The organism is Synechococcus sp. PROS-U-1, assembly GCF_014279755.1.
In the GTDB taxonomy this organism is placed as follows: Bacteria; Cyanobacteriota; Cyanobacteriia; order PCC-6307; family Cyanobiaceae; genus Parasynechococcus.
Genome location: NZ_CP047951.1, coordinates 1,365,358 through 1,382,357, shown reverse-complemented (window position 1 = coordinate 1,382,357; position 17,000 = coordinate 1,365,358). Strand labels below are relative to the sequence as shown.

Below are 17,000 nucleotides of genomic sequence, written 5' to 3'. Positions count from 1 at the left end.
TTCTTGACTGGCATATATACCTATTGCTTTGAACCTTTGGTTCGACAAAGTCACCACGAGCGAAATTTTTTTCGCCCGAGCACCTCATCCGCTTCTGATGTGCTCTCCGTCCTCCTCTGAGGGCATGTTGTTTGAACGCTTTTTATGGCTATCTCTGCATTCATCGGTCGTCAGACGCTTTCAGCGGCCGTGATCGTCGGAGTTTTGCCAGCTGTCTGTTCCCCTTTGCCCGCCGCGGCGAGCTTGCTCCCTCCCGCGTCGCGTGCCCAGCTCATCCATACGTCTGAAGTCCAGCCCAGCCTGGCCATTCCTTATGTGATCACGCCTGAACGTCGGGCGATGCTCAACACGATTCGTTTCGCAGAAGGCACCTGGAAAGGCGGTCTGGATGTGGGTTACAGGGTGATGTTCGGCGGTGGCTTGATGCCCTCCCTCGATCGTCATCCGAATCGTGTGATTTACAGCTCCCGCTACGCCAGTGCCGCGGCAGGGGCCTACCAGTTCATGCCCTTCACCTGGAATCTTGTCCAACGCAGCATTGGTGTCCGTGGATTCGGGCCTGAAGCTCAGGACCAGGGTGCTTTGTTCTTGATTCAGCGGCGCAAAGCTCTTGGCTTGACCGATAGCGGAATTCTCAGCCCTGTCCTTGCGGCCAAACTGGCTCCCGAATGGGCTTCCTTCCCGACTCTCGCCGGACGCAGTTATTACGGCCAGCCGGTCAAAAAATATGCACGCCTGCAGTCGTTTTACAACGTGAATCTTGCTGAGCTTCGCCGCTTGCGCGACCTCAAGCGTCAGGCTCTTGTTGCTCCCCCTGCGATCTGCACCGGGTCACGCATCGAATGCGCAACCCAGCTCTGAGGCGCAGCAACTCTGCTCAACCGTCGCTGTCGCTTTGGAGGCGTCGCCCCACGGTGGCCTGAGCGATCAAATAGGCAGCGATACCACCAGCCAGGAACCCAACAGTGTTTCTCAGGATGGGCAAATACTCCGCTGTGCGCGTAACGACGGGAGCGATGCCGAAGACGCCAAACAACATCACCCACAGCGGAGACAGCAAAAGCATCCAGCCCCAAGCAATCGTTTCACCCTCCTTTCGGGGGTAGCCCGCAAAGCCCGCAATCAATCCGCCGAAGATCGAGGTTGTCAGGGTCCACAGCCATTGTTCTTGCGGAAGTCCTGGTACGACCTGGCAGCCGCCCCTGTCTAAGCAGATCTCCACTGCGTTGAGTGCATCCAAGACGGATCCGTCTTCTCCGTGATCCTTGACGTAGTACTGGTTGCCAAAACGGGTCTGCAGTTCAACCCAGTAGGTGCGGGGCATCATGGCGAAGTAGGCGTCGCCGACGTTGAAGTTCAGTAGGTTTCCCCCGCGTGGGTCTGCCACCAGCAGCAGGCTGCTCTCGTCGAGTCCCCAGAAGTCCCGGATCGCCAAGCCTGGCGTTCGTTCGTACTGGGTCAGCACCCGTAGCTTCCAGCCCGTGCGTTCTTCCACATCACCCAGGCTTGCTTCCAGTTGGGCCCGTTGTGTGTCACTGAAGATCCGGGCGAGGTCGATAACCGGGGTGGGGTGATCCGGCAGCAGTTCGGGATTGTCGTAGGCCTCTGCAGGGGTCACCAAAACCCCAAGGCTCACTAGAGCAACCACGACGATGCTCCACAGATGTCGGATCCGATGTGTTCCCATGGAACTGCTGCAGCGACCGGCATTCTCTCCAATGGAACCGATGGCTGCGTCCTGTCCTGACTGGTTGGCAACGCATCTGCAACAGGTGGGGGGGGCGATTCCGTTTTCGCGGTACATGGATCTGGCTCTCAATGAGCCTGAGCACGGTTATTACGGATCCGGCCGTGCACGCATCGGAACCCAGGGTGATTTCGCCACTTCCCCCTCCCTGGGCAGTGATTTCGCTGCCCTGCTGGCTCCCCAACTGCTGGCTTGGCTGGCTTCCGTTCCCAGAACGGATCCCGATCAACGCCTTTCGATTGTTGAGATCGGGCCTGGGGAAGGCCATTTGGCCCGGGATCTGATCGCCCAATTGCGCTTGTCGGATCCAACTGTTCTGTCTCGGATCGAGATGGTCTTGGTGGAGACCAATCCCGGCATGCGTCAGCGACAGCAGGCCCTGCTTGAGCCGGTGGATGATTTGCCGCTGCGCTGGTGCACGCTTGAGCAGCTGCGAAGCGCTCCGGTGCGTGGGGTGCTGATTGCCCATGAATTGCTGGATGCCCTTCCGGTGGAGCGATTGGTGTTGAGGGATGCATGCCTTCAACAGGTGTGGGTGGAGCTTGAGCAAACCAATGGCCTGCAGACCACGCATCGGCCTCTGCCGGTTGCATTGCAGGACGACATCAATCGTGTGTGCGGGCATTGCGGCATCGAACTGCCTCCCCCTGATGCAGAAGAGGGCTGGACCACGGAGTGGAACAGTGCACTGCCCGATTGGTTCGAGGCGGTGGCCAAGGCTGTGGACGCAGGCGTGCTTCTGGTGATTGATTACGCCTTGGAGGCCCATCGCTATTACACGGCTCGGCGTTCTGAGGGCACCCTCATGGCGTTTCGTGCTCAACAGGCGGGTTTGTCGCCTTTGGCTCAGCCCGGGGAGCAGGACCTGACGGCGCACCTCTGCATCGATGTCGTTGCTGAGGCCGCCGAGCGCAACGGTTGGGCGGTGGGTGATCAGGCCAAGCAGGGAGAGGCGCTCCTCGCGCTGGGTCTTGCGCAGCGTCTCCATGCGCTGCAGCAGTTGCCTGGTCAACATCTGGCGGAAGCCCTGCAGCGCCGAGAAGCCCTGCTTCGTCTGGTGGATCCTGCGGGCCTTGGTGCGTTCCGCTGGCTCACCTATCTCCGTGGTTTGCCGCAGGCGCCCTTCAGCCTTGCAGCCGCTCCAGACATTCCAGAATCTCCTCGCGACTGACGTCATCGCGAATGTCGACCGACCCGATCCCGGTTGGCAGGACGAAGCGCAGGCGTCCGTCGCGCACCTTTTTGTCGCCCTGCAAGCTGTTCAGCACCGCTTCGGCTGATAGGTCGGGCCAGGCAGTGGGAAGCCCGGCGCTGTCGATCAGTCGGCGTTGCCGCTCGGCGTCGTTGCGACTCCAGCTTCCCCGCAGCACGGCGAGTTCGCCCACCGCCACCATTCCAATGGCGACCGCTTCGCCATGCAGCCAGGTGCCATAACCGCAGAGGGTCTCCACCACATGGCCGAAGGTATGCCCGTAATTCAGGATCGCTCGCAAACCGCCTTCCTTTTCATCCGCCTCGACCACACGAGCCTTGGCCGCGGCGGATCGACCCAGAATCGAGCTCAAGCGTTCAGAACCAAGGCCAGCGGGGGTGCTTGGGTCTGAACAGGCCTCCAGTTCTTCGAACAGAGCGGTATCTCCGAGGATTCCATATTTGATGACTTCTGCCATACCAGCCCGAAATTCCCTTGCGGGCAGAGAGCTGAGAGTTGAAGGATCGATCAGCACCAGTCGCGGCTGGTGAAAGGCGCCGATCAGGTTCTTGCCGCGTGGATGGTTAACCCCGGTTTTGCCCCCGATGGACGCATCCACCATCGCCAGCAGGGTGGTGGGCACCTGGATGACCTGAATGCCTCGCAGCCAAGTCGCAGCCGCAAAACCCGTCATGTCTCCAACAACGCCGCCGCCGAGGGCCACCATCAACGAGCTGCGTTCAAGTTTTGCGCCATAGGCCGCATCGTGAATTGCTGCAATGGTGGACGGCGTCTTCTGGTGTTCGCCGGCATCAATCACCAGGAGTTCAACACTGAAGCCTGCGTCCTTGAGGCTGTTCAAGCAGGCATCGCCATAGGGGGTGGCGACATCTGGGTTGCTGACCACAAGCACACGCCGACCATGTTCGACTCCCGAATCCAGCATCTGCTGGCCAAGCGTTGCCAGACCGCCGGCTCCAATCACAACGTCGTAGGGATTGCGCTCAAGAGCAACACGGATGTGATGCAACGGGGTGATTGTGGTCATGAAACCGTTGGAACCCACCTACTCTCGCAATAGTGTCGCTGGTCCAGTGCGCGAGAGATCAGTGCGCAACTCCCTTTCGGCCTGGGCGTTTCTGCTGCCGGCGGTGATCCTGATCAGTCTGTCGGTGTTGCTACCGGCGTTAATGGCCTTGGTGATGAGCTTCACCTCCACTGGGCTGGACGTCAGTGAACCGCTGCGTTTCGTGGGCCTGGCCAACCTTCAGCGCCTGCTGTCGGATCCCATGGCGCGACAGGTGCTGGTCACGACATTTCTGTATTTGATCGGTGTGGTGCCGCCCATTGTCCTGGGAGCTTTGGCGCTCGCTGTGTTGGTCAACCAGGGTTTGCCGGGTCGCTCCCTGTTGCGGGGTGCCTTCTACACACCGGTGTTGGTGTCCATCGTTGTTGCTGCAATCGCCTTTCGATGGCTTTACGCCGAGAACGGTTTGATCAATGGATGGTTGTCCGCTCTGCTTGGCGATGTCTTCACTCCAATCGGTTTTCTCACGACCCCCCAGTTAGCACTGCCAGCGGTGATGTTAGTGACCCTCTGGAAGGGACTCGGCTACTACATGGTGATCTTTCTGGCGGGTCTTCAGGGCATTCCGAAGGATCTCTACGAAGCAGCAGAGCTGGATGGCAGTGAGGGCTGGAGGAAGCATCTCGACATCACCCTTCCGTTGATGGGGCCCTATGTGACGCTGGTCGCCGTTGTGTCGTCGATTGCAGCCACGAAAGTCTTCGAAGAGGTGTTCCTGATGACCCAGGGAGGTCCAGCAGATGCCACGCGAACCATCGTTTATTACGTCTACGACCAGGCCTTCGCAGAATTGGAGATCAGCTATGCCTGCACCCTGGGTTTGGCCTTGTTTCTGTTGGTTCTTCTGTTCACGATGATTCGATTGGCCTTCGCTGGCGACCGTCCCCTGATCTGACGCTGTCATCGGCCCCGCAAAGTGGCAAGCTGCGGGAGACAGCTCGGACACGATGATCGGTGTTGTGGGAGGTGGTCAGCTGGCACGGATGCTTGTGCAGGCCGCCACGCAACGACAGGTTCCGATCGCGGTGCAAACCTCCGACGCAGCGGACCCTGCCGCAGTTTTGGCGTCGCGTCTGGTGTCAGCCGATCCCCGGGATGTGGCTGGAACTCGTGAGCTAGTGGTGGGTTGTGACGGCGTCACCTTTGAGAACGAGTGGGTCAATATCGACGCCCTGCTTCCACTTGAGAAGCAAGGGGTTCGCTTCCACCCCTCATTGGCCGCTCTATCGCCGCTGGTCGACAAAATTTCGCAGCGTCGGCTGCTCGACGACCTGGCGATTCCCAGCCCGCCTTGGTGCCCGCTGAGTTTGATCTCTCCGGCCCAACCCGCTCTTCCACAAGGGTGGACCTTCCCTGTGATGGCGAAGGCCTCCCGCGGGGGATACGACGGCAAGGGCACGGTGGTGCTGCCTGATGTCGATGCTCTCGCACAGTTGCTGCGATCCGTCACAGCAGACGACTGGTTGTTGGAATCCTGGGTGGATTACGAGCTGGAGCTTGCTCTTGTGGTCAGCCGTGACCAGCGAGGACGGATTCGCCATCTACCCATGGTGCAAACCCACCAACACCATCAAGTTTGTGACTGGGTGTTGGCACCTGCACCGGTGGACCCGTCGGTGGCGGCGCTGGCTTACAACGTCGCTGCGTCTCTGATGACGAAGCTCAGTTATGTGGGCGTTCTGGCACTGGAGTTCTTCTACGGGCCTGCTGGTCTGCAGGTGAACGAAATAGCCCCACGCACCCACAATTCAGGCCATTTCTCCATTGAGGCCTGCACCAGCAGTCAGTTTGATCAGCAGCTCTGCATCGCTGCCGGCCTCCCCGTGCCGGAGCCGGAGCTGAAGAGCCGTGGTGCCTTGATGGTCAACCTTTTGGGTCTGAATCCAGACCGGCATGCTCCTTTGGATCAGCGGCTTCAGGAGCTAGAAGCCACACCGGGGGTTCACCTGCACTGGTATGGGAAAACACCGGAGACACCTGGGCGCAAATTGGGGCATGTGACGCTGCTTCTCGAGGGCGACACGGTTCTGAAGCGTCGTGATGAGGCCGAATCTGCACTTGAGGCCATTCGGCGGATCTGGCCTCTCGAAAGCGAGGGGTCGGACTAAAGTTGTGGATGAACTGCTGTGTTGGTGACGGCCTTTTTCTAGTGCTCTGATCTGACTCTCTTTCGACTTGGGGAGACTGTCGTGACGGTGACGTAGACCGGCCATGCAGCCGGAAACGAAACCCCACTTTGTCGCCCCTTCTGGTTCTTCCAGGTCGACCACTGGGGCTCGCACGGCACGGTGGTTCACCAACTTGAGATTGAAGGCTGGGACCGCGATTTCAGCTCGTGATGAGACAAGGTCAGCAAGGCTGAATCGGTGAATGCCAAAGAAGTTTCTTAACCCACCTCAAGCTTCTTAAATTCGTTTCTTGGTTGCTCGACTACTGAGGGCTTCCCATCAGCGTGAGCACGAGCATCCAAAGCCTCTTCGATCAGGCTCCACCTGGGTGGGAGATTTTTTCATCAGGACGCTCCAGAAGGCTTCGTTTAACGGTGGGGTTGCCTCAGACAAACTCCAAGTGAGTGGCAGTCAATTCAGGCGCACCCTTGAGGATGGCAATGATGCCGCCATCGCCAAAGCCTTTGTCTGCTCCATTTTCGTTGAAGTAAAGACTGCCTTTCTTTTGGTCATAAAGGAAGTCGATATCCAGCCTGGCAAGTTTCTTCTTGACGACTCTTTTGTTTTTACCAGCAGCAAAGGTGGCAGCACTATCGATGCTAAAACTGTCGGTATCGATTTCCAGGGTGTCGGTTGAGGAATTGAAGTTCGTGATTTTGTCGAAGAATCTTCTTCTATACGCCTGTGGCTTGATGACGGAATTTTTCTGAAAGTTTGCACTGTTATTGGGAGCTGTGTTGAATTTAAAAATTCCATTAAGCCTGACATTGGCGCTATCAAATTGATCTGCAAAGCCAATATTGTTTTCTTTGGCTCGTTTACTGAGCCTGAAGATCTTGTCTTTAATGCCTGATCCTATATCTGCGAATATGAAAAGATTCTCTTGGGTTATTCTGACGCCATCGCTTGTGAGAAATGGGAGGATCAGGAAATCTTCGGCTGGGTTGAAATCAAGGATATCGAAATAATTGTCAATTCTGTCGTCCTCGTAGAGGGCTTGATCGGAATAACTTAGAAATATATCCCTACCGCTTCCGCCATTTAATGAAAGGTTGACATCACCCACTTTGGGATAGTATTGATATCCTTCGTAAAACTCCAGTCTCGAGGTGTTATCTGTGCCATATAGGTCTGCTACTCCATCGAGTCCGGTGTAGCCGGTGCTGCTAAAACCCTTTGGTACTCTTGAGCCAAATTCATCAGTTCTATTTGTCATTTAGTTGTATTGTCTGAAGCAATGATACACATAGGTGCCTTCTTTTTGTTGCGCTTTGGCGATGTGACGCCTTGATGACTCCCTTGTCAGCCCAAAAGCAACTTTCACCGGTCTCTCGATATTCTCGGCTTTTCCAGCTCTTCCGTTAGCGGCTCGGTTGTGATGTGCTCTGAATTGAGTTAATAGGAGGTGAGTGCTCTGACACCAATGAAGGTAAAGACCAGCAAGAGCAGCTAGTGAGTAACTTTGACGGTTAGCGGATCATCTACTAATTCAAGTGGTCAATAAATCTCGCTATGAATCGCACACTGATTAGTTGAGATTGATCGGTGGTTAAGCCAAGATTGAGATTGCTTGTTGAGAATTATTTTCCGCTATCCTTAGCGACTAGCTTGCTATCAATCCATCTTGAGAAGATGTAAATACCAATGAACATTGGCGCATAGAGCACCCACATGTTTTCAAGTTGATAGCCACTGTTGTTGACAAGCACTAAGCCTGCATAGCTCAGCACCATATAGATAGATACTCTTCGGATGACTGGAAATTTACTGAACATCTGCATCTTTGATGATCTATCATTGTACTAGGCCAAGCAATTTTTCAATTTGCTCGTAACCTGACGAGACTTCCTAAAATTTTGAGCTGGAAAGAGCTTGTGCAGCTTGTCCTTGCTGACACAGTCGCCATTCTTGTTGTCAACTATTTCTCGCCTATAGATTGGACTACAGTTGTCGCTATTTACATGTCAACTATACTTATCTCGATGTTCAGCAAAAAGAAATAAGTCCTATTAAGGTAGCCCTCAGAAATCAGCAACCGTATTCAATGGATAAAAATCTCGATGTGGCGTTAAAGTGGTCTGAGTGATTTGACATTTATAAAGTCACCATTAGTTCCACGGAATTCGTTGTTGTTAGCAACTTTTTATTTCGAACACCATTGAATTTCTATTTCTTTAGGAGCAGTCGTTTTTGACCATCTTTTCCTGTAAAAGTTCATTCTCATTAATGTGGCAACCCATTCATCAGCCAAGATTCAACAAAAAAGAAAAATACAAAGAATGCACTTATGCCAATGACCAAGGCCTTGCCGTTCATTCTTCGAGTTCTAGCTTGCGCCGATTCTAGATCTCTTTCATTGCATTAGGCGTCGGAGAGATGTTGAATGTCTGCGATTTCTTGTTCTGCTCTAACTCGCTTGAGCTGACAGACAGAGCAAGTGTCATTGCGGATGCAAAAGCCAGTAGACCAGTTGTGATTCTATCGAGCATTGGTTCCCGTTCTGTTTATTGTCACAGTGCTGGCCTCACGCTCCTGTTGCATGAAAGAGGTAGGTGAAGGTGGTGAGAGTTTCATGGGACGAGGCTCGATGCCCTGTTGGTGAGGTCTGATGGGTTCACCGCATCCCCTGTCTTTAAGGCGCTTCGAGCATTTTCTTTTTGTTTCTGTGATTCTGATTTATCTTTCTAGCTCTCGGAGTGGTTGAACTCCTGAAGGGCGTATTGAGCCAGGCATTTCTTTTTGTCGGTGTCGGTTAGTGAGATGGTGGTTACGCTTTTTTGCCAGTTTCGACGGTTGATCAGTTCGTTGAATTCGCTAAGAGCGTCTTCAAGGTCGTCGAAGATCCCCATGCTTTCGGGATTTTTAAGCCCTTGTGTGATGGCAATTTCAAGGGGCATGGGTCAATTGCTGGCGCTTTCAAAGGCTACCCGCGCTGTTTTCATCTCGTGTCGCTTCCGTCTTGTTGGTATGCACTGGAGCGCGGAGTTGTGTAGTCCATGATGCTTACTGCTGTGTGAACGAGGCCTTGTCAATGCAATGTGCGCCATTAATCTTTGAAAGGTTGCATTGCCGTGATGCGTGATCCTCGACTCGATGAGTTGATTCAAATGGAAACCTGGGATTGGTGGAAAGCTCAGGTTTTCTATCTGCGAGAAAAGAAGGAATATGCCGATGCGGAAGCATTGTTCTTAGAATTCAAGATACCGGTATCTGACTCCCGCTCCTGATTGTTCTTGCTAATTGATATTCTGAGATTCAATCGCTCTGGTGTTCTGATGCTGAGGATTGTGTGAATGCTTTGAATTAGACCCTTGCTCCGATTCTTGGCTTTTATTTCACCCAATTGCTTGGATTTATTTTGCTCTGCCACTCCACTATTCCTCGTCCGCTCTTCTTTCTTGCTGCTTCGCCATGGCTGGCTGTCGGAATGATGACACTGGATCTTTCAATCAGTTCAGGGGTCAAAGCTTCCACGTTTCTGCCTGATGATGCAGAAATCGCCTGTCGGGCCATTCTTCCCCAGTGTTTCAAACGATTTGACTGGGCTCAACTCTGTGCCAAGGATGCGAACGTCGCCGAGGGGCATCCTGAGGCCTGTCGCGCTGCCGGTGTTGTGAACGGTCAAACCCCTCAGGGGCGGTGATGCTGAAGAGCCTGTTCAAGATCAGGCTGACTCATGGATGTCACCACAAAAACCTCCTGGGCTGAACTGCCTTTGCGTGCGACCAGCTTGTATCCGCCATGTATGGGCGTTGAGACCCGAAGCTGAAGGTCAGGACTGCGGCCCCTGACACGGCTGATGACGGCAGGGGTAATGGTCTGAATACCTGACTCATGGGCCAGTGCTTTCAGCCATGGGATCAACCCATCCACGTAAGTGCTGTGGGTGATAACGACCCGGCCCAAAGCTGAACGAAAACCTGAGAACTGGTGAAAGTTAGCCACTTTGGCTATGCCAGAGAGAGCACTCCGGAGTTGTGATGCTGAAATCAGTTGACGCTCTCCGCCGTGAGATTCGCGGACCTCTGGAGGATGCATGCGGTCCAGAGGCACGCATGCTCACCGCTGAGGTGCATGGAAGGGAAGTCCGCGGTTTGGCTCTGTGCCCAGGTCGGGTGGTGTGTTTTGTCATGGATGAACGGCTCCAGCATCTTCAAGTTGCTGATCGTCTCCGGTTGACCAAGGCCAGCCGCAAACCAGCGGCCTGAATCAACAACGTTCAAGCGGGGCCATCGTCAATCCCTCGGCCTGTAATTGCTGGTGGTACAGCTCGGCCTGTTCGAGGGGACCACACCACACCTCAGCGGAGCCTTGCCCGTCGATCTTGTTGGCAAGGTTCCAGGCTTTGTCCTCACTCATGCCGGGGATGACCTTTCGTAGGCACTCCACGACGTGCTGAAAGGTGTTCACGTCGTCGTCCAGAACAATGACCCGTGCTTGGGGGTAGCGCTGCGTCGTCTCCTGGCGCTCCAGAACTGCTGACGAACCGGGGCTGGAGCTGGTCATGACAGTTGCCTCCGGCAGGACGAAAATATGCTGGACCCTAGGTAGGATCTCAGAAATCAAGCGGTCAAGCGCATGTTGTTCACTCTCGGTTGGGCGTCCTTGGCCGCAATGTTCAGTTTCTCCATCGCCATGGTCGTCTGGGGACGCAACGGTGACGGGACTCTGAACTTCTGATCGATTCCGTGCTTCAAGACGCACCCCTTCTGAGTCAAACCCTTGCATTGACGGCAGGAGTGCTTCTTGTGTTCGTCAGTGTTGCTGTTATCTATCTCTCAACGGTGGAATGGCGGGATCGTCGACGCCGCCAGGGTCCAAGCAAAACGTAATCCTGACTGCGTTAATCCGACGCCGACTGGCTCTCCATCCCTGTACAGCTCTTTGTTTAGGGCTTTTTTTGCTAGTTCCGAGCCTCCTGCTTGGTTCGTCTGCACTGAGGCCCGACCTCAACACTCGTCGTACAGCAGAGCTGTTTGAGATCACACGAAGGGCTCGATTGGTTCAGAGTTTTGAGGCTGATCCAGACGCTTCAGTGCCGCAGATCTGGACGAAGCGCCTGGCTTCAACATCTCTTGATCGCTGGAAAAACCATGGACGGAGTCTGTGGTGGCTGATCTGGCTCGATGATGGTGAACCCATTTTGGTGCTTCCGAATTCGTCTGATCCCTCCTCGTTGGACTTGCTGTTTGCTGATGAACTGCATCGCTCCAGTTTTGATCAACGCTCTCCGCTAGAGGCACGGGCACCCTCCTCGTTGGAGCAAAACTGCCTGGAACGTCTCAGCAGTGGAACGGCTGTTCAGTGGGTCCCCTCGGGGCTGGCATCGATCAGCGGTCCCCTGTTCCCATCCCTGACAAGCGTGTCCCATGGCTGCCTGAGTGTCGTGCTTCAGGGAGATCGGCTCATCGCTGAAGGACCTGTTGCCTCTCGACCTTTTGTCTCCCTGAATGATGGAGTCGGGCCAGGTGGATCCAACCGTGTCTCGTCCAATGGGCTCTCGGGTTATCTGGAACTGAACAGTGTTGCGTTGGAGCCGCTGCTGGGATCTTTCCTGAACAATCCCTTGATCACTGAGCAGCTGACCAGCCGCTACGAACTTCCCAAGGAGCTTCGTGACGCGTTGCTTGCTGCTCCTGTGGTCCTTCGGCTGGATGCTCTTGATGCCGGTCGCTTTCGTGCCTCAGTCCAGCTCCGACTGATGCTCCAGGCTGAGCAAGTCGGAAAACTCAAGCGCAGCTTTGATGCTATTTCGAAAGCCTTGTTGCGTAGGGGCTTCAGGCATGAGCAACAACCTCTGCTGATGCAGGAGGGGCCATCCTCCACTCGTTTCTCCGATGTCTGGCGTGATTCCCAGGGCGCCCTCAGCGGTGGATGGTCGCTTGGTCCGGAAACGAAGGGGCGAGTGGAGCTGCTGCTTGCCCTCGGTGAAGCACCCTCTCTCAGCCAGCGCCCCTTGAAACGACATGGTCGACAACTGCTTCGTCTGCGGGGGCGACCGGATGAGTTGGTTCGGCTCAACTGGCTTGGCCCGGGTTGGCCCCGTGTGGTTCGTCATGCATCCGGGTTGGAGCTTGAGATGACAGCGCTTCCCAAGGAGCAACAGCCCGGAAGGCTCCGGCTTCAGCTGGAGTTGCGCTGAGTCTGATTCGCTTGGCGTCTGTCCTTTTTGCGCTTCTGGCTGCAATGGTCTCTTGCCCCATGCTGCTGATCAATAACCGGACGGCTCGTGAATTCCGGCACATCACCTGCTTGATGAGATGGTGTGCGAACTGTGAGCACCACAGGATGGCGAGATCTTCTCTGGCGAAGCCAACGGTCCACCCCTTGATTTGCGACTGTTTTGGTCTGTGACCTTCAGGAGGCGCATTAGGCCGATCACGACAGAAAAGTCGGTCCCATTTCAGGTCTCGCACGCAATTTGTGGTTGTCATGAAAGTGTTCTTCAGTACACGACGAGTTAGGACTTTTCGTCGCATCATTTCTCTGCTGGGTTGCTAATCGGACCCGGAAGCCGGGCAGAGCGATGCCCGACGAGACCTGCGATTTGACCTGGGCTGCGGTCCGGGTCAGGTCCGTTTTTTCTTAAGACATCGGGTCGAGCCTGGAGTCTGCATTTTTTGCATACCAACCACCGTTTGTGGTCGAATCGCTCCGATGGTTCATCACCGTCGGCCACAAGACGTTCACGGATCAGTCAGCTCTAGCAGCGCGGAATGATGTTGGTCGCCAGGTCAGCTTTGACCCAATGAACGGCGCTCGTATCGATATAAGCCACCTGGACAATCCTTGGACCCCTTGGTTTCTGACACGGCCGATAACGTGACTCACATCAGCCATGCGTCAGCTCCCATTCGTGTCCGTGAGGAGTTCTGATTTGAGGTGCAGAATGATCGGATTCGGCTGGGCGCGTCAACAGCGCTCGCATGACGCAAAGACACATTTCGGCCCTAAGAGGTTGGTTGAGGACAGCACCAGGGCCTGACGGTGGCGAGTATTAATCCCTGCGCGTCGGCTTTGCATCCGGTGGGGACGCGCTGCTGGTGCGTTTTGCGGCCATCCATTTTGGCGGGCAAGGTGGCCACCGGCATCGGCGGATCCTTCCGCGGCTCTATCGACACCTCTTTGATTCCAGTGTTGATGGCTTTGAGCTGGTCTTTGATCGTCACATCGGTGGTTGACCCGGTGGTTTGACCCGGTGTCTTAATGAGTCGCTGACGTTTCGCGATGCTGCCAGCAGAAAGACCCCCCGTCACCGGAGGGTCAATGAAGAGTCCAGTTGGGAACTGCGATGTTGCCCGTCAGGCCTCTGTCTTCTTCTGTTCTGCGAGACGGCGCTCTTTCTTGCGCTTTTCGGCTGCAATGGTCTCTTGCACCAGATCAACTGCCTGGTCCATCCGCTCGCTGTTCGATCCAAACAGCGTCAAATCTTTTTCAACGCGATCGGCGGGCATGCCAAGGGTTTCGGCGAGATCCTTGCTCTGTTGAGCCAGGGCTGCAATGTCAGGGCTGGAGGCATCCTCTGCTGCAGCCTGAAGCAGTCGCATCAGTCCAACGGCCATCAAACGCGAATAGTGAGCCCCGTCCTGGAGAGCGTGGGATGACAGCAATGTCTTGATGCTGTCCAGATCTTTTCCTTTGGCCTGTTCGATCAGCGTTGCGCTGGTCTTGCGGAGGCTTGCAGCGTCAAAACCATTGCTGCTGCAGAGGGCACTGAACAACCCTTCTGTCTGAGCTTCCGGCCGATACCCCTTGGTGAAGGTGTCAAACACCGTGCAGAGTCCGACGCTGAAGAGCTCATTGGCTTCAAAGCGGCTTTGATGGCTCAGCAGGTGCAGTTCCACCAACAGCTCGTCAGCAAGGCGGCGGTAGAGCGGCGCGATGACGTGGGGAAAGGACTGATGAAACGACCGTTTGCTGTCTGCGATGGTCTGACTGTCGGCCAACGTGCAGTCCCTGAGTGATTGGCCGGAACCCTAGCGCCGCAGGCATCGCCGTTAAGATTGTTTGACCCCGCTCAAGCTCAAATGATCCCGATTGTGATTGAGGAGTCAGGCCGGGGAGAAAGGGCCTTTGACATTTATTCCAGACTTCTGCGCGAGCGGATCATCTTTCTCGGCGAAGCTGTGACAAGTGACTCCGCCAATCGGATCGTTGCCCAGATGTTGTTCCTCGAAGCTGAGGATCCTGAGAAAGATATTTACCTCTACATCAACTCCCCTGGCGGTTCGGTCTACGACGGCCTTGGCATTTTTGACACCATGCAGCACATCAAACCGGATGTGCACACCGTTTGTGTGGGTCTTGCCGCGAGCATGGGTGCCTTTCTTCTCTGTGCAGGCACCAAAGGCAAGCGCAGCAGCCTGCAGCACTCCCGGATCATGATTCACCAGCCCTTGGGCGGCGCCCAAGGACAAGCAAGTGATATCCGCATTCAGGCGGATGAAATTCTCTTCCTCAAAGATCGCCTCAATCAGGAATTGGCTGATCGAACAGGTCAGCCTTTGGATCGCATTCAGGAGGACACGGACCGTGATTTCTTCATGTCTCCCTCTGAGGCAGTGGATTATGGCTTGATCGATTCTGTTATTGACAAGCGACCTGTTCAGGCTGTGGCTTGACGAGAGGTCGATCCAAAAACAATGTTCCGAAGGGCAATGGCTTAAGAGCAAATCTTCCCAGCAAGATCTGCCCTGTTTGCCATCGCCCATTTGAGTGGCGCAAAGCCTGGAGAAATTGTTGGGACGACGTTGTTTATTGTTCCGAACGTTGTCGTCGTCGTAAGAACAAGTCCAACCCATAAAAAAGCCCCCGTCTGTTCAAGGCGGGGGTTTTTTACTGGTTGATGTCTGGGATCAGTCCAGGGTAACGACGGTGCGATCTTTTTCAGGAACAGCAGTGAATTCAGCCACAACAGCCTTGAACTCATCTCCACCCATCGTTTCCTTTTCGATCAGCAGTTCCACCAGACGGTCGATGGCTTCGCGATTGGAGGCCACGATTTCAACTGTTTCCTCATAACAACGCTTCACCATGTCACGCACCTGGATGTCGATCTGCTGAGAAATTGATTCGGAAATTTCACTACGGGACATCAAATCTCTGCCAAGGAAGACTTCCTGACCACCACCTTCAAGGGCAACAGGCCCAAGATCGCTCATCCCAAGACGGGTGACCATGTTCCGGGCCATCGACGCCACTTGCTGGATGTCGCCACCCGCGCCGGTGGTGACTTCCTGATGGCCGAACACAACATCTTCTGCGGCGCGACCACCAAGGGCTCCCATAATCCGGGCCTTGAGCTGGGCACGGGTGACGAGAGTTTGCTCTTCGTCCGGAGAGAACCATGTGAGGCCTTGGGCCTGACCCCGGGGAACCAGGGTGACCTTTTGAACAGGGTCGTGGTCCTTGACCAGGGTTCCGATCAGGGCATGACCAACCTCGTGGTATGCGATCAGACGTTTGCTTCGACCGTCCGTAAGGGGACGACCTTCCATGCCGGCAATGATGCGGTCAACGGCGTCGTCGATTTCACTCAGGCCGATGGCTTCCTTGCGTCGGCGGGCGGTGAGAATGGCTGCCTCGTTCATCAGGTTCGCCAGGTCGGCACCCGTGAACCCAGGAGTGCGGCGGGCGATGCTTTCGAGGGAGAGCTCGTCCTGGAGCTTTTTATTGCGGCAGTGCACTTCAAGGATGGCGAGACGACCCTTGATATCAGGAGCATCCACGGTGACCTGACGGTCGAAACGACCGGGACGCATCAGGGCTGAGTCGAGAACGTCGGGACGGTTGGTGGCAGCAATGATGATGATGCCGCTGTTGCCTTCGAAGCCGTCCATCTCCGTCAGGAGCTGGTTCAGCGTCTGCTCGCGCTCGTCGTTTCCGCCGCCGATTCCGGCGCCGCGCTGACGGCCAACGGCATCAATTTCGTCGATGAAAATCAGACAAGGGCTGTTTTCCTTGGCTTTCTTGAACAGGTCACGAACCCTGCTGGCACCGACGCCAACAAACATCTCAACGAATTCAGAACCAGAGAGGGAAAAGAAGGGAACGCCCGCTTCGCCAGCAATGGCCTTGGCAAGGAGGGTTTTGCCGGTGCCGGGAGGCCCGACCAACAGAAGGCCGCGGGGAATCTGAGCACCCACGGAGGTGAACCGCTCGGGCTGCTTGAGGAAGGTGACCACTTCCTGCAGTTCCTGCTTTGCTTCAGTGACGCCGGCCACGTCATCAAACATGACGCCGGTCTCCGCTTCCATCATGAAGCGAGCTTTGCTTTTGCCGAACTGCATGGCCTGGCCAGGGCCGCCAGGCATGTTGCTATTGCGGCGCGCCAGGAAGATCAGGGCACCGATCAGCAGCAGAGGGAATGCCAAATTGCCCAGTACGCCGAGGGCCGGAGGCGCTGTACGTGGGGGATGAATATCAAAGCTAATGCCTTCAGTTTTGAGTGTGTTGATCAGTTCCGGAGCGAGACCGGGAAGATCAACACGCAGGCGCTGGACGCGGTTGTCGAGATCAGGATCGACGGCTTCAACCACAGCGTTGCGGCCACCGTCGTAAATATCAACGGCTGTGACGCGACCGGCTTCGACGTAATCGAGGAAGCGGCCGTAGCTCATGCGCGCTACCGCAGCATTGCGTGGAGCGACGGTGGTGCCATTGCTGTCTTGGTTGAGGCTGTTGATGCCTCCGTTGCTTACCACCTGCCAGCCGATCAGCAACACGACGCCGATTGGCAACAGCCAGAGGGCAAGAAGGCGCCAGCGCTGATTCATGAGCTGAGGAAATTCGTTAACTAGTGTAAAG

19 protein-coding genes and 1 other RNA gene are annotated in these 17,000 nt (G+C 55.4%); 12 read left to right on the top strand and 8 right to left on the bottom strand.

What is annotated here, in order from left to right:
• Positions 1-144 precede the first annotated feature (144 nt).
• Positions 145-861: a glycoside hydrolase family 104 protein gene (locus SynPROSU1_RS07515; protein WP_186569972.1), complete on the top strand. Its 717-nt coding sequence runs from the start codon at positions 145-147 to the stop codon at positions 859-861.
• A 16-nt stretch (positions 862-877) separates the two neighbouring features.
• On the opposite strand, the gene SynPROSU1_RS07510 is transcribed toward SynPROSU1_RS07515, so the two are convergent.
• On the bottom strand, positions 878-1,687 hold the full coding sequence (locus SynPROSU1_RS07510) for a TPM domain-containing protein (RefSeq protein WP_186569971.1): 810 nt from the start codon (positions 1,685-1,687) through the stop codon (positions 878-880).
• 40 nt (positions 1,688-1,727) lie between these two features.
• On the opposite strand from SynPROSU1_RS07510, the gene SynPROSU1_RS07505 reads away from it, so the two are divergent.
• Positions 1,728-2,918, top strand: coding sequence for a class I SAM-dependent methyltransferase (locus tag SynPROSU1_RS07505; protein WP_255444559.1), 1,191 nt, complete (start codon positions 1,728-1,730; stop codon positions 2,916-2,918).
• On the opposite strand, the gene aroB is transcribed toward SynPROSU1_RS07505, so the two are convergent.
• A complete protein-coding gene (gene aroB / locus SynPROSU1_RS07500; RefSeq protein ID WP_186569969.1) occupies positions 2,872-3,987 on the bottom strand; it encodes a 3-dehydroquinate synthase in 1,116 nt (371 codons plus the stop codon). The two genes, SynPROSU1_RS07505 and aroB, sit on opposite strands and share 47 nt — an antisense overlap.
• A gap of 61 nt (positions 3,988-4,048) precedes the next feature.
• Here aroB and SynPROSU1_RS07495 point away from each other — a divergent pair, with 61 nt between their 5' ends.
• The 3 genes from SynPROSU1_RS07495 (at position 4,049) to ssrS (ending at position 6,325) form a co-directional block, all read left to right on the top strand.
• Positions 4,049-4,921, top strand: a complete 873-nt coding sequence (locus tag SynPROSU1_RS07495) for a carbohydrate ABC transporter permease (RefSeq protein ID WP_186572297.1) — start codon at positions 4,049-4,051, stop codon at positions 4,919-4,921.
• A 52-nt stretch (positions 4,922-4,973) separates the two neighbouring features.
• A complete protein-coding gene (locus tag SynPROSU1_RS07490) occupies positions 4,974-6,134 on the top strand; it encodes a 5-(carboxyamino)imidazole ribonucleotide synthase (RefSeq protein ID WP_186569968.1) in 1,161 nt (386 codons plus the stop codon).
• A 7-nt stretch (positions 6,135-6,141) separates the two neighbouring features.
• Positions 6,142-6,325: non-coding RNA, 6S RNA (gene ssrS, locus SynPROSU1_RS07485), on the top strand.
• A 254-nt stretch (positions 6,326-6,579) separates the two neighbouring features.
• Here ssrS and SynPROSU1_RS07480 read toward each other — a convergent pair.
• Together SynPROSU1_RS07480 and SynPROSU1_RS07475 are read right to left on the bottom strand one after the other, a co-directional pair.
• On the bottom strand, positions 6,580-7,410 hold the full coding sequence (locus SynPROSU1_RS07480) for a hypothetical protein (protein WP_186569967.1): 831 nt from the start codon (positions 7,408-7,410) through the stop codon (positions 6,580-6,582).
• A 1,468-nt stretch (positions 7,411-8,878) separates the two neighbouring features.
• The gene (locus SynPROSU1_RS07475) at positions 8,879-9,091 is read right to left on the bottom strand and encodes a hypothetical protein (protein ID WP_186569966.1); all 213 of its coding nucleotides are present in this window, start codon (positions 9,089-9,091) and stop codon (positions 8,879-8,881) included.
• A gap of 177 nt (positions 9,092-9,268) precedes the next feature.
• Between SynPROSU1_RS07475 and SynPROSU1_RS07470 the strand changes: the two genes are divergently transcribed.
• A complete protein-coding gene (locus SynPROSU1_RS07470) occupies positions 9,269-9,421 on the top strand; it encodes a hypothetical protein (RefSeq protein WP_186569965.1) in 153 nt (50 codons plus the stop codon).
• A 403-nt stretch (positions 9,422-9,824) separates the two neighbouring features.
• Here SynPROSU1_RS07470 and SynPROSU1_RS07465 read toward each other — a convergent pair whose 3' ends face one another.
• Positions 9,825-10,100, bottom strand: coding sequence for a DUF2103 domain-containing protein (locus SynPROSU1_RS07465; protein ID WP_186572296.1), 276 nt, complete (start codon positions 10,098-10,100; stop codon positions 9,825-9,827).
• Between the two features lie 74 nt (positions 10,101-10,174).
• On the opposite strand from SynPROSU1_RS07465, the gene SynPROSU1_RS07460 reads away from it, so the two are divergent.
• Positions 10,175-10,402: a hypothetical protein gene (locus tag SynPROSU1_RS07460; protein WP_186569964.1), complete on the top strand. Its 228-nt coding sequence runs from the start codon at positions 10,175-10,177 to the stop codon at positions 10,400-10,402.
• Between the two features lies 1 nt (position 10,403).
• On the opposite strand, the gene clpS is transcribed toward SynPROSU1_RS07460, so the two are convergent.
• Positions 10,404-10,700 carry an ATP-dependent Clp protease adapter ClpS gene (gene clpS / locus SynPROSU1_RS07455; RefSeq protein WP_186569963.1) on the bottom strand — a complete coding sequence of 99 codons (297 nt, stop codon included), beginning with the start codon at positions 10,698-10,700 and terminating at the stop codon, positions 10,404-10,406.
• 72 nt (positions 10,701-10,772) lie between these two features.
• Here clpS and petN point away from each other — a divergent pair, with 72 nt between their 5' ends.
• The 3 genes from petN (at position 10,773) to SynPROSU1_RS07435 (ending at position 13,388) form a co-directional block, all read left to right on the top strand.
• Positions 10,773-10,874 (top strand): cytochrome b6-f complex subunit PetN, encoded by a 102-nt coding sequence (petN, locus tag SynPROSU1_RS07450; RefSeq protein ID WP_011364412.1) that lies wholly within the window; start codon positions 10,773-10,775, stop codon positions 10,872-10,874.
• 496 nt (positions 10,875-11,370) lie between these two features.
• Positions 11,371-12,336, top strand: a complete 966-nt coding sequence (locus SynPROSU1_RS07445) for a hypothetical protein (RefSeq protein ID WP_186569962.1) — start codon at positions 11,371-11,373, stop codon at positions 12,334-12,336.
• Between the two features lie 845 nt (positions 12,337-13,181).
• Positions 13,182-13,388 (top strand): hypothetical protein, encoded by a 207-nt coding sequence (locus SynPROSU1_RS07435; RefSeq protein ID WP_186569961.1) that lies wholly within the window; start codon positions 13,182-13,184, stop codon positions 13,386-13,388.
• Between the two features lie 107 nt (positions 13,389-13,495).
• Here SynPROSU1_RS07435 and psb29 read toward each other — a convergent pair whose 3' ends face one another.
• On the bottom strand, positions 13,496-14,140 hold the full coding sequence (gene psb29, locus SynPROSU1_RS07430) for a photosystem II biogenesis protein Psp29 (protein WP_186569960.1): 645 nt from the start codon (positions 14,138-14,140) through the stop codon (positions 13,496-13,498).
• Positions 14,141-14,221: 81 nt separating this feature from the next.
• Here psb29 and clpP point away from each other — a divergent pair, with 81 nt between their 5' ends.
• On the top strand, positions 14,222-14,815 hold the full coding sequence (gene clpP / locus SynPROSU1_RS07425) for an ATP-dependent Clp endopeptidase proteolytic subunit ClpP (protein WP_186569959.1): 594 nt from the start codon (positions 14,222-14,224) through the stop codon (positions 14,813-14,815).
• A complete protein-coding gene (locus SynPROSU1_RS07420; protein ID WP_186569958.1) occupies positions 14,812-14,997 on the top strand; it encodes a DUF2256 domain-containing protein in 186 nt (61 codons plus the stop codon). Before clpP ends, SynPROSU1_RS07420 begins: the two co-directional genes overlap by 4 nt.
• Positions 14,998-15,049: 52 nt before the next feature.
• Here SynPROSU1_RS07420 and ftsH read toward each other — a convergent pair whose 3' ends face one another.
• The gene (gene ftsH / locus SynPROSU1_RS07415; RefSeq protein WP_186569957.1) at positions 15,050-16,969 is read right to left on the bottom strand and encodes an ATP-dependent zinc metalloprotease FtsH; all 1,920 of its coding nucleotides are present in this window, start codon (positions 16,967-16,969) and stop codon (positions 15,050-15,052) included.
• Positions 16,970-17,000 lie beyond the last annotated feature (31 nt).